At 72.3% G+C, this 16213-nt stretch carries 11 protein-coding genes and 1 tRNA gene; 11 read left to right on the top strand and 1 reads right to left on the bottom strand.

Annotated elements, in window-relative coordinates:
• Positions 1 to 67: 67 nt before the first annotated feature.
• Together EDM22_RS08940 and EDM22_RS08935 are read left to right on the top strand one after the other, a co-directional pair.
• On the top strand, positions 68 to 1120 hold the full coding sequence (locus EDM22_RS08940; RefSeq protein WP_122936718.1) for a hypothetical protein: 1053 nt from the start codon (positions 68 to 70) through the stop codon (positions 1118 to 1120).
• A 5-nt stretch (positions 1121 to 1125) separates the two neighbouring features.
• On the top strand, positions 1126 to 1848 hold the full coding sequence (locus tag EDM22_RS08935) for a hypothetical protein (RefSeq protein WP_138708055.1): 723 nt from the start codon (positions 1126 to 1128) through the stop codon (positions 1846 to 1848).
• Positions 1849 to 1862: 14 nt separating this feature from the next.
• Here the strand turns inward: EDM22_RS08935 and EDM22_RS08930 are convergent, their stop codons facing one another.
• Entirely contained in the window at positions 1863 to 2507 is a 645-nt protein-coding gene (locus tag EDM22_RS08930; protein ID WP_122936716.1) for an MBL fold metallo-hydrolase, read from the bottom strand.
• 60 nt (positions 2508 to 2567) lie between these two features.
• Between EDM22_RS08930 and EDM22_RS08925 the strand changes: the two genes are divergently transcribed.
• From EDM22_RS08925 to EDM22_RS08885, 9 genes are all read left to right on the top strand, one after another.
• Positions 2568 to 3470, top strand: coding sequence for a diacylglycerol/lipid kinase family protein (locus EDM22_RS08925; protein ID WP_122936715.1), 903 nt, complete (start codon positions 2568 to 2570; stop codon positions 3468 to 3470).
• A 77-nt stretch (positions 3471 to 3547) separates the two neighbouring features.
• Positions 3548 to 3623, top strand: a tRNA-Glu gene (locus tag EDM22_RS08920).
• A gap of 280 nt (positions 3624 to 3903) precedes the next feature.
• Positions 3904 to 4962 (top strand): TerC family protein, encoded by a 1059-nt coding sequence (locus tag EDM22_RS08915; RefSeq protein WP_245989290.1) that lies wholly within the window; start codon positions 3904 to 3906, stop codon positions 4960 to 4962.
• 99 nt (positions 4963 to 5061) lie between these two features.
• A complete protein-coding gene (locus tag EDM22_RS08910; protein ID WP_245989289.1) occupies positions 5062 to 5961 on the top strand; it encodes a PP2C family protein-serine/threonine phosphatase in 900 nt (299 codons plus the stop codon).
• A complete protein-coding gene (locus EDM22_RS08905) occupies positions 5942 to 7261 on the top strand; it encodes an FHA domain-containing protein (protein WP_138708054.1) in 1320 nt (439 codons plus the stop codon). Before EDM22_RS08910 ends, EDM22_RS08905 begins: the two co-directional genes overlap by 20 nt.
• On the top strand, positions 7261 to 8991 hold the full coding sequence (locus EDM22_RS08900; RefSeq protein WP_122936712.1) for a serine/threonine-protein kinase: 1731 nt from the start codon (positions 7261 to 7263) through the stop codon (positions 8989 to 8991). The genes EDM22_RS08905 and EDM22_RS08900 overlap by 1 nt, the downstream gene beginning before the upstream one ends.
• Complete coding sequence (locus EDM22_RS08895) at positions 8988 to 9704, top strand: FHA domain-containing protein (protein WP_122936765.1); 717 nt, start codon at positions 8988 to 8990, stop codon at positions 9702 to 9704. Before EDM22_RS08900 ends, EDM22_RS08895 begins: the two co-directional genes overlap by 4 nt.
• A gap of 123 nt (positions 9705 to 9827) precedes the next feature.
• Positions 9828 to 15140 carry an Ig-like domain-containing protein gene (locus tag EDM22_RS08890; RefSeq protein WP_122936711.1) on the top strand — a complete coding sequence of 1771 codons (5313 nt, stop codon included), beginning with the start codon at positions 9828 to 9830 and terminating at the stop codon, positions 15138 to 15140.
• Between the two features lie 47 nt (positions 15141 to 15187).
• Positions 15188 to 16156 (top strand): AAA family ATPase, encoded by a 969-nt coding sequence (locus EDM22_RS08885; RefSeq protein ID WP_170964072.1) that lies wholly within the window; start codon positions 15188 to 15190, stop codon positions 16154 to 16156.
• The last annotated feature ends 57 nt before the right edge of the window (positions 16157 to 16213 follow it).

The following is a 16213-nucleotide window of genomic DNA, read 5'->3' as shown; positions in this document are numbered from 1 at the left end:
GCAGGGTGGAGAATGTGGCCACGATCCGGATGCCGCGCCGCGGTGCCGGACCGCACGGAGCAACCCCGTGGACACCCGCGCCCGCACATCCGCACCATCCACCGAACTCCCCGCCGAGGGGTCCGGCCCACTCGCCGACGCCGATGAGCCGCTGACCGCCGGTGCAGTCCCGCCGCCGGCGGCCGACGCGCCGGCGGAGACCGCGCGCTCCGGTCCGGCGGAGCCCGAGTCGTCGTACGCCGACCTGTCGCAGTCCGACACCGCCCAGCCCGGCACGGCGCGGATCGTGCTCGAGTGGGTCGGCGTGCTCGTGCCGTTCACGACGATCCTCACGGCGCTCGCCTTCTGGTTCGGCTGGACGCTCACGAACGCCCGCAGCCGGTACCTCGGCGTCGATGCGAGCGTGTTCGAGTTCTCGCCCACGGACTACATGCTGCGCAGCGCCGACGCCGTGATCGTGCCGATCATCGTCGTGTGCCTCGTCGGCATCGCCTGGCTCGGCGTGCTCGCCCTCGTGCTCAACCTGATGCGCAGCGGACGCCGCATCGCCGGAGTGCGCCTCGGGGCGCAGATCGGGCTCGTGGTCGCGACGATGGGACTCGTCATCGCGGTGCGTGCGATGTTCGTGCCGATGCCGGCGGGCACCTGGTACCTGCTCGCGCCGCTCCTGCTCGGCGGGAGCGCCGCGCTCGCCGCGACCGCCATCGCCGTGCTGCGGCGCAGCTCGTCCCGGCCGCCCACGAAGGACACGCGGATGTGGGCGCGGTCGTCGGCGGTGCTCTCCGCCACCCTCGTCGTGATCAGCCTGTTCTGGGCGGCCACCCTGTACGCCGACGCGCTCGGGCGCGGCCGGGGCATGGACGTGGAGCGGCAGCTCGACCAGCTGCCGGCGACCACCGTCTTCAGTGCGATGTCGCTCGGCCTCGGCGACCCGGTGACCGAGACGGTGATCGAGGGCGCCGACGCGCAGTACCGGTACCGCTACGACGGGCTGCGGCTGCTGCTGCGTTCGGCCGACACCTACTTCCTCCTGCCCGAGGGCTGGCGGCACGGCTCGGGCGCCGTGATCGTGCTGCACGACACCTCGGACATCCGCATGGAGTTCACCGCAGGGAGGTGATGGGCATGTCCAGCCGGACCAGGCCCGCGAGGGCGGCCCGATCGGCCGCGGCAGTGGCCGCGGCGCTCGCCGGAGCCCTCGTGCTGGTCGCTGCGCTCGCCGGGTGCGGAACGCCCGACCCGCTCGAGACCGTGGCCGACGCGTCGTCGTCGCCGCCGGAGACGCGTACGGGGGCAGACGCGACGGCGACCGCCGATCCCTCGGCGGGCTCGGCCGACGACGGAGCCTCCGACGCCGACGCCGACGCCGGAGGCGATGACGGCGGATCCGAGCCGGTGGAGACGAACGAGGTGCGCCTCACCTGGGTGGAAACGGGCGGCGCGTCGAGCGTGAGCCTCGTGCTCGGGGAGGACACGCCGTACCAGGCGATCTTCGAGATCGCGACGGACGCAACCGCGGCCGTGCTCGTCGAATCGGTCGGGGTCGAGCCGGGCGGCGACGGCGTCTACTCCATCGCCTCCGACGGATGCACGGGCGTCGCGGTGACGGCCGGGGCTCCCTGCATCGTCACGGTGGGCTTCGACCCGCCGGCCGCCGGGTCGTACGCGACCACGCTCGTCGTCACGTACGCCGGAGGCGGGCGCGCCGAGCTGCCCGTGCCGATCGAGGTGGTCGATCCCGACGGCGCCGACACCGGCACCGGCACGGGCGGCGACACCGGCGGCGACAGCGGCACCGGCACGGGCGGCGAGACGGTGCAGTCGACCGAGTCGGCACCGCCGGGATAGCGGGCGCGGATGCCTCAGAAGTCGACGGTGTCGCCCGGCTCGAGCGGCAGGTACGTGCCGCCCCCCTGTTCGGTCGCCCAGCCGAGCCGGGCGTTCGAGAGGTCCTTGCCGGCCCGCGAGAGCAGCATCTCGTGCGTCGGGAACGCCCGGCGGGGAGCGACCTCCATCACGTAGTCCATCGCCTCGGCGATCTTCATCCACGGGGCGCCGGCGGGCGCGGCCAGCACGTCGACCGTCACGCCCTCCGGCACGGCGAACGAGTCGCCGGCGTAGTACAGCGACTCGTTCACGAGCACGCCGAGGTTGTCGATCACGGGGATCGAGGAGTGGATCTGCGCGTGGCGGCCGCCGAAGAAGCGCAGCCGGAACGGCCCCACCTCGACCTCGTCGCCCGCGGCGACCTCCTCGACGTCGATGCCCGCCTCGGCGGCGGCGCGCACCACGCCGGCAGGTCCGAACCGGCGCACGTCGGGGCTGTCCGCCGCGATGCGTGCGAGCTGATCGGGGGTCCAGTGGTCGTCGTGCAGGTGGGTGATCACGACGGCGACCGTGCCCGCGGCATCCGTGATCGGGGTCGTGAACTTGCCGGGATCGATGATGAGCCGCTCGCCGGAGTGCTCGACGATCAGGGCGGCGTGCTCGAGCTTCGTGAGGCGCATGCATCGAGCCAACACCGTGTCCGTTCGGTGTGCAACCGTCGCGACTGCCACAATCACTCCATGACCCGTGCCCCCCGGAGACTGCTCGTCGCGGTGAACCCGTCGGCATCGTTCGGGCGGAACCGCGCGGTGGGACCCGCGGTGACCGAGCGTCTCGTGGCCGAGGGCTACGAGGTGTCGGAGCTCCGCGAGGCGAACTTCGAGCTGCTACGGCGCGAGACCCAGTCCGCGTTCGAGCAGGGCACCGACGGGCTCATCGTCGTCGGCGGCGACGGCATGGTCTCCCTCGGGCTGAACCTCGTGGCCCAGACCGGCGTGCCGCTCGGCATCGTCGCGGCGGGCACGGGCAACGACCTGGCGCGCGGCCTCGGGCTTCCCCACGACGACCCCGCCGCGGCCACCGAAGCGCTCGTGGAGGCGCTGCGCCGGCCGCCGCAGGTGATCGACGCGGCCATCGTGCAGCACGGCGAGCTGCGCACCTGGTTCGCCTGCGTGCTCTCGGCGGGCTTCGACGCGGTCGTCAACGAACGCGCGAACCGGATGACGCGCCCCCGCGGTCCGAGCCGCTACACCATCGCGCTCCTGCGCGAGCTCGCGACGTTCAAGCCGCTCCCGTACGTGCTCACCATCGACGGGGTGCGACGCGAGCAGAAGGCGATGCTCGTCTCGGTCGCGAACAGCCCATCGCTCGGCGGCGGCATGCGCATCGTGCCGCACGCCGACCTCTCCGACGGGCTCCTCGACGTCTTCATCGTGCATCCGCTCTCGCGCATCGGCCTGCTCGCGGTGTTCCCCCGGGTCTTCGCGGGCGAGCACGTGGACCACCCCGCCGTCGAGTTCGTGCAGGCCAGGCGGGTGCGCATCGAGGGCGCCGACGTCGTCGCATACGCCGACGGCGAGCGGGTCGGGCCCCTTCCGGTCGAGGTCGAGGTGGTGCCGGGCGCGCTCTCCGTCTTCGCATGAGCCGAGCGGGGGATGCCGCGTGGCGCCGATTTGGAATGTGCCGGAAACCTGTGACATACTCTTCCAGTTGCCAAAACGGCCCCATCGTTTAGCGGCCTAGGACACCGCCCTCTCACGGCGGCAGCGCGGGTTCAAATCCCGCTGGGGTCACCAATCGGAACAACACGAAGAACGCCTCCGCATGCTGCGGAGGCGTTCTTCGTTTCCGCCCGGAACGCGATCGTCGGGCCCGCCCGATCGACGGCTCGCTGCGCGGCATCCGGATGCCGGTAGACTCGTGCGAGCGAAGGGGAGTATCCCGCGGGGCGAAGGCTCCGGGCCACGATCGTCAATACGAGCGCCGAAGGTGCCGCTCCGGGCGTGGCGCGTGCTACGGCGCGACCGGGAGAGACTTTCGGGTTCTGCCGACCCTCCAACCCCGAAAGGCCACCCTGTGACCGAACTCCCCATCTGGTTCGAAGTGGGATCGCTCGTCGTGCTCACCCTGATCCTCGTCGGCGACCTGCTGCTCGTCATCAAGCGCCCGCACGTGCCGTCGTTCCGGGAGTCGGCGCTCTGGGTGGTGTTCTACGTCGCCCTCGCGCTCGTCTTCGCGGGACTCATGTTCCTCATCGGCGACGCGGAGCACGGTGCGCAGTTCCTCGCCGGATGGCTCACCGAGTACAGCCTCTCGATCGACAACCTGTTCGTGTTCGTCATCATCATGGCGAGGTTCGCGGTGCCGAGGAAGTACCAGCAGGAGGTGCTCATGGTGGGCATCGTGATCGCGCTGATCCTGCGCGGGATCTTCATCCTGCTCGGCGCCCAGCTCATCGAGAACTTCAGCTGGATCTTCTACATCTTCGGCGCCTTCCTGCTCTACACGGCGGCGAACCAGGCGTTCGGCAACCACGAGGACGAGGGCAAGGACTCCGCGCTCATCAAGCTCCTGCGGCGTCGCCTCCCGATCACGAACGACTACGACGGCATCAAGCTCCGCACGGTGATCAGCGGCAAGCGGTTCTTCACGCCGATGCTCATCGTGTTCGTCGCGATCGGCACGACCGACCTCATCTTCGCGCTCGACTCGATCCCCGCGATCTTCGGCATCACGTCGAGCCCCTTCATCGTGTTCACGGCGAACGTGTTCGCGCTCATGGGCCTGCGCCAGCTCTACTTCCTGCTCGGCGGCCTGCTGGAGCGCCTCGAGTACCTGAAGTACGGCATCGCCTTCATCCTCGCGTTCATCGGCGTGAAGCTCGTCGCGCACGCCGCCCACGTGAACGAGCTGCCGTTCATCAACGGTGGGCAGCCCATCGAGTGGGCCCCCGAGATCTCGACCTGGACCTCGCTCGCCGTCATCGTGGCGTCGATGGCGGTCGCCACCGTCGCGAGCCTCGTGAAGGCGAACGTGGACGCGAAGCGCCGCGGCCACACGCTCATGGAAGAGGTGCCCCACTTCACGGAGGAGGAGCGCCCCGCCGAGCGCGACGCCGCCGGAACCGAGCGCTGAGATCTCCACAGGAGTCCGCGTCGGCCGCGGCGGCTTGCTAGCGTAGGTCACCGCGGCGCCCGGGTGGAGGCGCGTGCGCGACGAGCATCGAGGAGTACCGTGGCGGCTGATGGCAGCGGCGTCGTCGCCATGCAGGGCGGAAGCGCACGCATCTCGCACAGCGCCCGCACCGACGTCGGGCGCGTGCGATCCGTGAACGAAGACGCGCTGCTCGCCGAGGCGCCCGTCTACCTCGTCGCCGACGGCATGGGCGGCCACGCCCGTGGCGACGCCGCGAGCCGCGCGGTGGTCGACACCTTCCGGCGCCATCTCGTGCCGGGGGCGGTGTCCACGCCCGAGCAGGTGCTCGACGCCATCCACAGTTCGAACGAGGCCGTCCGCGCGCTCTCGCAGCACGGCGAGGAGGGCACCGCCGTCGCGGGCACCACGCTGGCCGGCGTCGCCCTCGTCGACGCGGGCGACGGGCGGGGCGCGCACTGGATGGTCTTCAACATCGGCGACTCGCGGGTGTACACGTGGGACGGGCGCAGCCTCCGCCAGCTCTCGGTCGACCATTCGGCGGTGCAGGAGCTCGTCGACGCCGGGCTCATCAGCGCGGACGACGCGGAGCGGCATCCCGACCGCAACGTCATCACGCGGGCGATCGGCGCCGACGAGTACGCCGAGCCCGACGTGTGGCTCATCCCCGCGGCCGGTCGCCAGGTGTTCCTGATCTGCTCCGACGGCCTCTCCAAGGAGGTCGACGGCGAGGGCATCGCGCGCATCCTCGCGGGCGACACCGGGCACGCGGCGGGGCTCGCCGGCGAGCTCGTCGACGCGGCGCTCGAGCACGGCGGGCGGGACAACGTGACGGCGGTGATCGTCGAGTCCGAACTCGACGATTGGGAGCACGGCGACGACGACGGCGCGACGCGCGACCGGCCCCCGGGGCTCGAGCCCCAGGCCGAGCAGACGCGCCCGCGCGACGGGGGAGCCACCGTTGGCGACGTACCTTCCTGACGCAGGCGGCGAGTGGATCGCGGCCGTGCGCGGCACGACGATCCTGTTCGCGCGAGCCGCATCCGTGGGCGACGTGCTCGCCCTGTGGCCCGAGCTGCTCGACCCCGACCCCGCCGCGGCGGTGCTCGACCACGTCACGGCGAGCGGCGTCTCCGCGACGCCCCCGTTCGCGCTCGTCGTGCGCGACCCGGAATCCTCGTCGACCCGGGTCGTCGTGCGGGGGCCCATCCACGTGCGGGTCGGCGAGGTCGAGGTCGACGGCGACGGCGTGACGACCTGGACCGAGCGGGTCCTGCCTGGCGGAGAGGTCGCGGTGGCGAGTGCCCGCACAGCCTCGGGCGTCGATGCGAGCCCGCTGCCGATCGTCGAGGGCATCGTGACCGCGCGCGAGGTGCGCTCCGGCGGCGTCGAGCCGACGGCGCCGGGATCGGTCGAGGCTGCGGCGGTCGGGGCATCCGCAGTGTCGGTGGGCGCGGCTCCGGCGGCGGCGGCCCCGCCGTCGTCCGTCGACGAGCGCACGGTCGTGCGCGACGGCGCTGCCGAGCAGACGATCGTGCCCGACGAGGACACGATCGTGGGCGTGTCGGTGCCCGTGCGACCCTTCGCGCCCTCGGCCGATCGACCGGCGACGCCCCCCGCCGGTCCGGCACCGACGCCCCCCGCCGGTCGAGTAGCGACGCCCCCCGCCGGTCGAGTAGCGACGCAGGAGCGTATCGAGGCCCCCGCCGCCGCCCCCCACACCGAGCCGGTCGCGGCCTCCACGATCACCATCGGCACGCCGCCGCCATCGAGCCCGGCGGCGCCCGGCAGTCCCGCGGGCCCCGATTCGTCCGCGGCGCCCGAAGGCGACCACGACGGCCTCACGATCGCGAGCGACGACATCCGGCGCCTCCGCGAGGCGCGCGGCGCGGCTGCCGCCACCGCGGCGGAGGGGGCAGCGGCATCCGACCCGCCCCTGATCGAACAGGTCGGCCTGCGCATGCCCGACGGCACGATCGAACCGGTCGTCGACGCGGTCGTGCTCGGCCGCGCCCCGACCATCGGCAAGCTCTCGGGCGGGCGGGTGCCGCGCCTCGTCGTGATCGGCGCGGGCGACCCCGACATCTCGCGCAGTCACCTGCGCGTCGCGCTCGAGGGGGGCACGGTGGTCGTCACCGACCTCGACTCGCGCAACGGCACCCACGTCGTGGCCCCGGGCCGGCTGCCCGTGAAGCTGCGGCCCGCAGAGCCGACCCCCGTGCTCACCGAGACCGTCATCGACCTCGGCGGCGGCTGGACCATCCAGGTGGTGACGCGCTGATGCGCCGCGCGCCCTCGTCCCCGCCCGAGCTGCCCGGCTACACGGCCCTCGGCCTGCTCGGCTCCGGCGGGTTCGCCGACGTCTTCCTCTACGAGCAGAAGCTCCCGCGACGCAAGGTCGCCGTGAAGGTGCTGCTCACCGAGCAGCTCGGTCCCGGCACCCGGGCGCAGTTCGTCGCCGAGGCGAACCTCATGGCCCAGCTGTCGGCGCACCCCTACATCGTCACGATCTTCCACGCGGATGTCTCAGCCGACGGCCGGCCCTACTTCGTCATGGAGTACTGCTCCGGCCCGAGCCTCTCCGAGCGCTACAAGCGGCAGCCCTTCGCGGTGGAGGACGCGCTCCGCACCGGCGTGCGGCTCGCGGGTGCGGTGGCCACGGCGCACGCCGCCGGCATCCTGCACCGTGACATCAAGCCCGCGAACGTGCTCACCAACGACTACGGCTGGCCGGCGCTCACCGACTTCGGCATCTCCTCGAACCTCGAGGGCGAGCTGCCGGTGCACACGATCACCGCGGCCCCCGACGCGCAGGCGACGGGATCGGGCGGAGCCGGGCAGTCGGCGGTGGGCATGAGCGTGCCGTGGTCGCCGCCCGAGATGTTCGCCGACGAGCCGCGCCCCGACACCCGCAGCGACGTCTTCGCCCTCGCGGCGACCGTGCACACGCTGCTCGCGGGGCGTACGCCGTTCGAGGTGCCCGGGCGCCCGAACGGCTCGCTCGACCTCATCGGCCGCATCGAGCGCGGACAGGTCACCCCGATCGGCCGGACCGACGTGCCCCGCACGCTCGAGGCCGTGCTCGCGAAGGGCATGGCCGTGCGCCGGGAGGACCGCTACCCGAGCGCCGTCGAGTTCGGCAGGGCGCTGCAGCGCGTCGAGCTCGAACTCGGCTACGCGCCGACCGGCATCGAGGTGCCCAACCTCGTCGCCGCCGAGGCGGATGCGGCAGCCACGGGCGACGACGTCGATGCGACGCGCGCCCGGTCCGTGCGCACGATCGAGGCGCAGGTCGCGGCCGGCACGGCGCCGGCCGCGGCGGATGCCACGCGCGCCCGGTCGGTGCGCGAGATCGCGGCGCAACTGCCCGCGGCGCAGACGGAGGCACCGGTGCCTGCGGATCCCGGGGCCGGCGTCGCCGACGAGGGGACCGTCGTCCGCCCGGTCGCGGGTCCCTCGCGCCGCGATGCCGGCGGCTCGCCCGCGCCGGCAGGCGAACCGCCGCTCGCGCCCGTCGACCAGACGGTCATGCGCGTGCCGTCAGGTGCATCCGTCGGGCTCGCGACGCAGGCGACGAGCGGAACCCGGGCGCCCCACGGCCGTCGGCGCGTCGCGGGCATCGTCGTCGGTGCGGCGGCCGCGCTCGTCGTCGTGATCGCCGTGGGCCTCGCCCTCGCGTTCGGCGGCACCGTCGGCGATCCGGCAGCCGAACCGAGCGCGCCCGCGAGCGACCAGGATGCCGTCGTCGCCGCGACCGTGCCCGCGCCCGAGATCGCCCCCGCGGTGCGGTCGGCCGACGGCGCGAGCGTCGTCTTCACGGTGAGCCACGAGGCCGCGCAGGAGGGCGATCGGTACCGCTGGCGCCCCGCCGACGGATCGGGCGAGCTGGCCGTGGCATCCGGCCCGGAGATCGTCGTCGCGAACGTCGCGGCGGGCCAGCGGGTCTGCATCGAGGTGCAGGTGCAGCGCGGCAGCAAGACGTCGGAACCCGTGACGGGATGCAGCGGATGAGGCCGCTCAGCGTCGAGTACTGCGGCGAGTGGTACACGGTCGAGGAGGGCACCCCCTTCACGATCGGCCGCGAGTCGGACCTCACGATCGACGACAATCCCTACCTGCACCGCACCTTCCTGACGCTCTCGAGCGAGTTCGGGCTCTGGTGGCTCTCGAACGTCGGGCAGCTGTTGTCGGCGACCGTGTCGGATGCCACGGGCAGCGTGCAGGCGTGGGTGGCGCCGGGGGCGAAGCTGCCGCTCGTATTCCAGACCGTGCACGTGATGTTCAGCGCCGGGTCGACGACGTACGACTTCACGATCCACGCCGAGGAGGACTTCTACAACACCTCGCTCACCGCGCGGCCCGCCGACGGTGGCACGACGATCCTCCCCGTCACCCTCACCTCGAGCCAACGGCTGCTCGTCGTCGCGCTCGCCGAGCATGTGCTCGCGCAGCCCACGGCGGGCCGCGCCGCCGTGCCGAGCTCCGCCGAGGCTGCCGCCCGCCTGGGCTGGAACATGACGACGTTCAATCGCAAGCTCGACAACGTGTGCGAGAAGCTCGACAAGATCGGCGTCGACGGGCTCCGCGGAGGGCGCGGCAAGCTCGCCACGAACCGTCGTGCGCGCCTCGTGGAGTACGCCGTGGCCACCCGCCTCGTGAGCGTCGACGACCTCGCGCTGCTCGACCAGGCGGCCCTCGCGGCCGAGGCGAAGCCCGACGCATGACCCGCGCGGCATGGGCACCGCTGCCCATTTGGGGGACATCCCGCTGCGTGCTACGTTGATGCCCGTTCGCCGCGAGCCGGCGCGACGATTCCGACGCACCCTACCGACGGAACACCCGGGGAGATGACTGTGGGCACGTTCACCTCCTGGGTGCGTACGCGCAGGGGAGTGGCGTCGGGGGTCGCCCTCGCGGTGCTCGCGGGCGTGCCGATCGGCATCGCCGTGCTGCACCAGGGGTTCCCGGTCACCGATCCCGACCTGCGCGCCCGCGAGGTGTGGGTGACCAATGCGCAGGACCTCCTCGCCGGCCGGCTGAACCGCCAGATCGAGGAGCTCGACGCCGCTGTCGCGACCGCCACGAACGAGATCGACGTGTTCCAGCACGGCGAGGACGCGTTCCTCTTCGACCCGGGCGTCGGGACGGTCGAGCGGATCGACCCGTCGTTCACGACGCTCGTGCAGCGCATCGACGTGCCACCCGCGTCGTCGATCGCGTACGGCGGCGACGTGCTCGCGGTGCTCTCGCCCGAGGGTGAGCTGTGGCGTGTTCCGGCCGCGGGCGAGCTCTCGTTCGACTACCGCGGCACCGACCCGATCGCCGAGCTCGGCGACGACGCCGAGGTCGCGGTCAGCGGCGCCGGCACGATCTTCGCGACGGCGCCGTCGGACGGCGAGCTGCTCGCGCTGCGGCGCGACGCGACCGAGCCCGAGCGACGCGAGATGCCGAGGCTCGGCGACCACCAGCTCGCCGCAGTGGGCGAGCGTCCGGTCGTCTTCGACGTCGAGGGCGACGCGGTCGTGGTGGACGGCCGGGAGATCCCCCTTCCCGAGCCGGCACTGCGGATCCAGCAGTCGGGGCCCGAGCGCGACCGCGTGGTGCTCGCGACCGCGACCGGGCTGCTCGACGTGCCGCTCGGCGGCGGCGACATCCGCACGATCCCCAGCGGCGCCGAGGTCGCGGCGGCGAACGCCGGCGAGGTGGCCGCTCCCGTGCGGCTCGGCTCGTGCATCCACGGCGCCTGGGCGGCGGGCCAGCGCTACGTCGCGGCGTGCGACGGGCGTGAGCCCCAGTCGGTGGCGATCGAGCAGCCGACCGCGGGCTCGCGGCTGGAGTTCCGCGTCAACCGCGACGTGATCGTGCTCAACAACCTCACCAACGGCAACTCCTGGCTCGTCGACTCCGACCTGCGACTCGTCGACAACTGGGACGAGGTCACGCCGCCCGAGGAGAGCGACGAGCTCGAAGGCGACGAGAAGTCCGCCCAGCAGACCTTCGAGGACACCCTCGCCGAGCGCACCGACGTGAACCGCCCGCCGGTCGCGCGCGACGACGACTACGGCGTTCGCCCGGGCCGCACCACCGTGCTGGAGGTGCTCGAGAACGACACCGACCCCGACGGAGACGTGCTCACGATCGCGTCGACTTCCGAGGTGTCCGAGGCGGCGGGCCGACTCGAGCTGATCGACGGCGGTCGCGCACTGCAGTTCTCCCCGGCGGAGGGCGCCGCGGGAAGCGTCTCGTTCCGGTACGGCGTGGCCGACGGCCGCGGCGGGGTGGCCGAGGCATCCGTGAACGTGCGGATCGTGCCCGAGACCGAGAACACCGCGCCGACGTCGATGCGCAGCGGTGCGATCAGCGTGGAGCAGGGCCAGCAGCTGTCGTACAACGTGCTCGCCGACTGGAACGACCCCGACGGCGACGACCTCTACCTCGTGAACGCCTCGCCGACGGGCGGCGACGCCGTGCGCTCGAGCCCCGACGGATTCGTGACCTTCGAGCACCGATCGGCCGAGCTCGGCACGAAGGAGGTGCAGTTCACCGTCTCCGACGGGCAGACGACCGCGGCCGGCACACTCACCGTCGAGGTGAAGCCCACGGGCACGCTGAACCCCGTCGGCACGCCCGACTTCGCCCGGGTGTTCGCGGGCGAGACGGAGCTGATCGAGCCGCTCGCGAACGACCTCTCGCCGTCGGGCGCCGGCCTCGAGCTGCTCGGCGTCGACGAGGTGCCCGACGGCGCGTCGGTCACGCCCAACGTGGAGCGCGGCACGCTCGCGTTCTCGGCCGGCGCGCCGGGAGAGTACGTGTTCCTCTACAGCCTCGGCGCGGGCGCGGCGGTGAGCAAGGGCCTCATCCGCGTGCAGGTGGTCGAGCAGCCGGGGGAGGCGCCGCCGCCGATCGCCGTGAAGGACACGGCCTACCTGCGAGCGGGGGAGCCGCTCACCGTGCCGGTGCTCGCGAACGACGTGTCGCCGTCGGGCCGGGTGCTCGCGGTGCAGTCGATCGACGACTCGGCCGCCGAGGGGCTCGTCTCGGTCGAGATCCTCACCAACACGGTCCTGCGCATCACCGCCTCGCAGGCCGTCGATACCCAGCTCCAGGTCGCCTACACCGTCTCCGACGGAGTGAACTCCTCGACGGCGACCGTCACGGTCGTGCCCGTGCCGCCCCTCGTGAAGCACCAGCCGCCGGTCGCGGTCGACGACGGGGCGATCGTGCGCGCGGGCGACATCGTCACCGTTCCGGTGCTCGAGAACGACTACCACCCGGATGCCGCGACGCTCCACGTGCAGCCCGAGCTCGTCGAGGTCGACGCGCCAGAGGGTCTCGCCTTCGTCGACGGCGACTCGGTGCGCTTCCAGGCGCCGGAGGCGGCAGGCGTCTACAGCGCCGTGTACACGATCGGCGACGACTTCGAGCAGACCGCCCGAGCCGCCGTGCGCTTCACCGTCGTCCCGAAGGACGCGGGCGAGAACCGCGCGCCCCTGCCGACCCCGCTGACCTCGCGCACCTTCGCCGGCTCCGCGGTGAAGATCGACGTGCCGCTCGACCAGCTCGACCCCGACGGCGACTCGGTCGCGCTCACCGGCATCGCCGCGGCGCCGAACCTGGGCCGCGTGATCGAGCGCACGAGCACCTCGATCACCTACGAGGCGTTCGCGGGCTCCGCCGGCACCGATTCCTTCACGTACGAGGTGCGCGACACCTTCGGCGCGACCGCGACCGGCACCATCCGCATCGGAGTCGTCCCGCGGCCAGCGGTGCAGCTGCCGCCGAAGGCCGTCGACGACGCGATCGAGATGAAGCCCGGCCGAACCGCATCGGTCGAGGTGCTGCTCAACGACTCCGACCCGAGCGGCTACCGACTGCACGTCGCCGACCTCCCGCAGGTCGACGATGGCATCGAGGCGGAGATCCGCGATCGCCGCCGCATCGTCGTGACCGCACCCGAGCAGGAGGCGGCCTACACGATCCGGTACGAGATCTCGAACGGGCACGGCGGCGCGGACACCGCCTTCCTGCAGGTGGCCGTCACCGATGACGCCGTGATCGATCCGCCGACAGCGGAGGACCAGGTGATCGAGCCCGAGCAGGTGATCGACGGCGAAGCCGTGACGGTCGATCCGCTCGCCGATGCGACGAACCCGGGTGGCCTCGTCGAGGACCTCTCGGTCGCCGTCGACGGTCCGAATGCCGGTCGTGCCGAGGTCGCCACCGACGGCACCATCCGGGTCACGCCCGGTCGCGAGCGATACGCGGTGGCGTACCGGCTCACGAACGAGCTCGACGACCTCTCGGCGATGGCGTTCGTGATCGTGCCGCCGGTCCCGTCGGGCGACGACACCGTCGAGGAGACCCAGCGCCCGAAGACGCCCGAGGAGCTGCTGGCCGAGGAGAAGGCGAAGTTCCCCGCGCCGTACCTGAAGGACCTCGGCGAGATCGTCGTGCCCATGAACGGCCAGATCAGCTGGAACGTCGACGACCTCGTGGTCGTCCCCTCCGGCAATCCGGCGCTCATCCTCTCCGCGACGGCGACCAACTCGGGCGAGGCGCCCTTCGTGAGCGGCACGGCGCTGCAGTTCGTGCCCGCGACGGACTACCGCGGCGCGGCATCCGTCACCTTCGAGGTCACCGACGGCGAGAGTGCCGACGACCCGGTGGGACGCACGGCGATCCTGACGCTGCCCATCACGGTGGGCGACCCGGACTTCAACGACGCACCGCCCACGTTCACCCCGCGCAGCGAGACGATCGAGGCCGGCGAGGCGCCGCTCGCGATCGACCTGCGATCGTCGACCGACCAACCGAACCCCGACAACATCCAGCGCGTCGACTACCGCAACCTCAGCGGCGCGACCGCCGACGTGCAGGCCGAGATCGTCGACGGGTCGATGCTGCGCGTGTCCGCGCCGCTCGGCGTGCAGCCCGGCACCGAGGCGCGCATCGCGTTCGACGTGGTGTTCAACGAGTTCACCGTGCCGGGCTACGTCGACGTGAAGGTGGTGTCGTCGACCCGTGCGCTGCCGAAGGCGAACGACGACGGGCCCGTCGAGATGCTCCGCAGCGGCACGCAGACCGTCGACGTGCTCGCGAACGACTTCAACCCGTTCGCCCCGGATGCGCCGTTGCGGGTCATCGACGCGCAGATCGACCAGAAGAGCGTCGGTGCCGAGGCCGCCGTGAGCTTCACCGACGCGGATGTCACCGTGCGCACGGGCGCGGCCTTCACCGGCACGCTGAGCGTCGTCTACCGGATCCAGGACGGCACCCGCGACCCGGCCCGCGAGACGCAGGGACGCATCATGGTGGTGGTGCGCGACGCGCCCGACCAGCCCGCCGCGCCCACGATCGTGAGCTCGGGCGACAGCACCGTGACGATCCGGTGGGCCGCGCCCGCGAACAACAACTCGGCGATCGCGGGATACGAGGTGCAGTTCAACGGGCAGGTCAGGTCGTTCGGCGCCTCGGCGGCGGGCGTGGACCAGCAGTTCGGCGGGCTGGCCAACGGCACCGCCTACACGTTCCGCGTGCGCGCCCAGAACGGCATCGGCTGGGGCGAGTGGTCGAGCCCGTCCGCCTCGGCGACCCCGTACGGCACCCCGAGCGCCCCGATCGGCGTGAAGGCGCAACCCAACGGCTACGCGCCGACGAGCGTCGACGTCACGTGGGCCGCGCCGTCCGTCACGGGCGGGGGCGGCGTGCGCTACGACGTCCGACTCGACGGGGGCGGCTGGCAGAACGCCGGAACGTCGCGGAGCTACCGCTTCACCGGCGTCGGGGCGGGCTCGCACTCGGTGGCGGTGCGCGCCGTGAACCTCGGCAGCGGCAGCGCCGGCCCCGCGGCATCCGACCCCTTCAGCGTGCAGAACCAGCCGAAGGTGGTCACGCTCACCAAGGGGGCCCGCGTCGGGTACTACAGCGGCACGTACGGCTACTGCGGGGGCGACTGCTGGCACTACGACGTGACCGTCTCCGGTTTCCCCGACGGCACCGCGTCGGGCTACGCGTACTGCAACGGCAGCCGGCTGAACACCAACATCCGCATCGACGTCCGCGGCGGCACGGGCAGTTACACCGGAAAGTTCCCCGACTCGTGGTGCGGCTACCCGGACGCCTACGTGATCATCGACGGGGTCCAGAGCAACAACTGGTGACGCCGCATCGCCGCCACGACGCCCACACAGGAAGAGACGAACCCAGCATGACCGTGACCCAAGACCAGGCCCTCTGGTTCCAGGACGCCTTCTCCAAGCTCGTCGACAACGTCGACCGCGCGATCCTCGGCAAGCGCCACATCATCGAGCTCGTCGTGGCCGCGATGCTCTCCGAGGGGCACGTGCTGCTCGAGGACTTCCCCGGCACCGGCAAGACCGTGCTCGCCAAGGCGCTCGCGAACACCCTCGACGGCACGCACTCGCGCATCCAGTTCACGCCCGACCTGCTGCCGTCGGATGTCACGGGCGTGACCATCTACGACCAGGGCAAGGGGCGGTTCGAGTTCCACCGCGGCCCGATCTTCGCCTCGGTCGTGCTCGCCGACGAGATCAACCGCGCGAGCCCGAAGACCCAGTCGGCGCTGCTCGAGGTCATGGAGGAGGGCCGCGTCACGGTCGACGGCGTGGGCTACGAGGTCGGCAGCCCGTTCATGGTCATCGCGACGCAGAACCCGGTCGAGCAGGCCGGCACGTACTCGCTGCCCGAGGCCCAGCTCGACCGGTTCCTCATCAAGACCTCGCTCGGCTACCCCGACCACGACACCGCGGTGACGCTGCTGCTCGACTCCGCGAACCGGGCGCGCGCCTCGAAGGTGTCGCCCATCATCGCGTCGAGCTCGGTCACCACGATGGCGCGGCTCGCGGCCGAGGTGCACGTGGATGCCGCGGTGCTGTCGTACCTCAACCACATCGTCTCGGCGACCCGCGACCACGGCGACTCCGCTCTCGGCGTGAGCATGCGCGGCGCACTCGCGCTCGCCCGGGCGGCGAAGACGTGGGCGATCTCCCGCGGACGCACCTACGTCACGCCCGACGACGTGCGCGACCTCGCCGTGCCCGTGCTCGCGCACCGCATCATCGTCGACCCCGAGTCCGAGTTCGCGGGCGTGACCGCCGAGGACATCGTGTCGAGGATCCTCGTCGACGTCGCGCCGCCGGCGTACCGGGCGGCATGACGGCCGAGACCGGCGCACCCCCGGCCGCACCGACGCGGGGGGCGCCCGACGCTCCCG

This window comes from Agromyces tardus (assembly GCF_003710805.1).
Lineage (GTDB): Bacteria > Actinomycetota > Actinomycetes > Actinomycetales > Microbacteriaceae > Agromyces > Agromyces tardus.
Note: the sequence above shows the minus strand (reverse complement) of the source record. Positions and strands in the feature narration are given on the sequence as shown.

Bases quoted from the DNA above. Each gene is read 5' to 3' on its own strand.
- EDM22_RS08935 (WP_138708055.1), top strand. From the start codon at position 1,126: ATGTCCAGCCGGACCAGGCCCGCGAGGGCGGCCCGATCGGCCGCGGCA.
- EDM22_RS08900 (WP_122936712.1), top strand. From the start codon at position 7,261: ATGCGCCGCGCGCCCTCGTCCCCGCCCGAGCTGCCCGGCTACACGGCC.
- EDM22_RS08895 (WP_122936765.1), top strand. From the start codon at position 8,988: ATGAGGCCGCTCAGCGTCGAGTACTGCGGCGAGTGGTACACGGTCGAG.
- EDM22_RS08890 (WP_122936711.1), top strand. From the start codon at position 9,828: ATGACTGTGGGCACGTTCACCTCCTGGGTGCGTACGCGCAGGGGAGTG.
- EDM22_RS08930 (WP_122936716.1), bottom strand. From the start codon at position 2,507: ATGCGCCTCACGAAGCTCGAGCACGCCGCCCTGATCGTCGAGCACTCC.
- EDM22_RS08925 (WP_122936715.1), top strand. From the start codon at position 2,568: ATGACCCGTGCCCCCCGGAGACTGCTCGTCGCGGTGAACCCGTCGGCA.
- EDM22_RS08885 (WP_170964072.1), top strand. From the start codon at position 15,188: ATGACCGTGACCCAAGACCAGGCCCTCTGGTTCCAGGACGCCTTCTCC.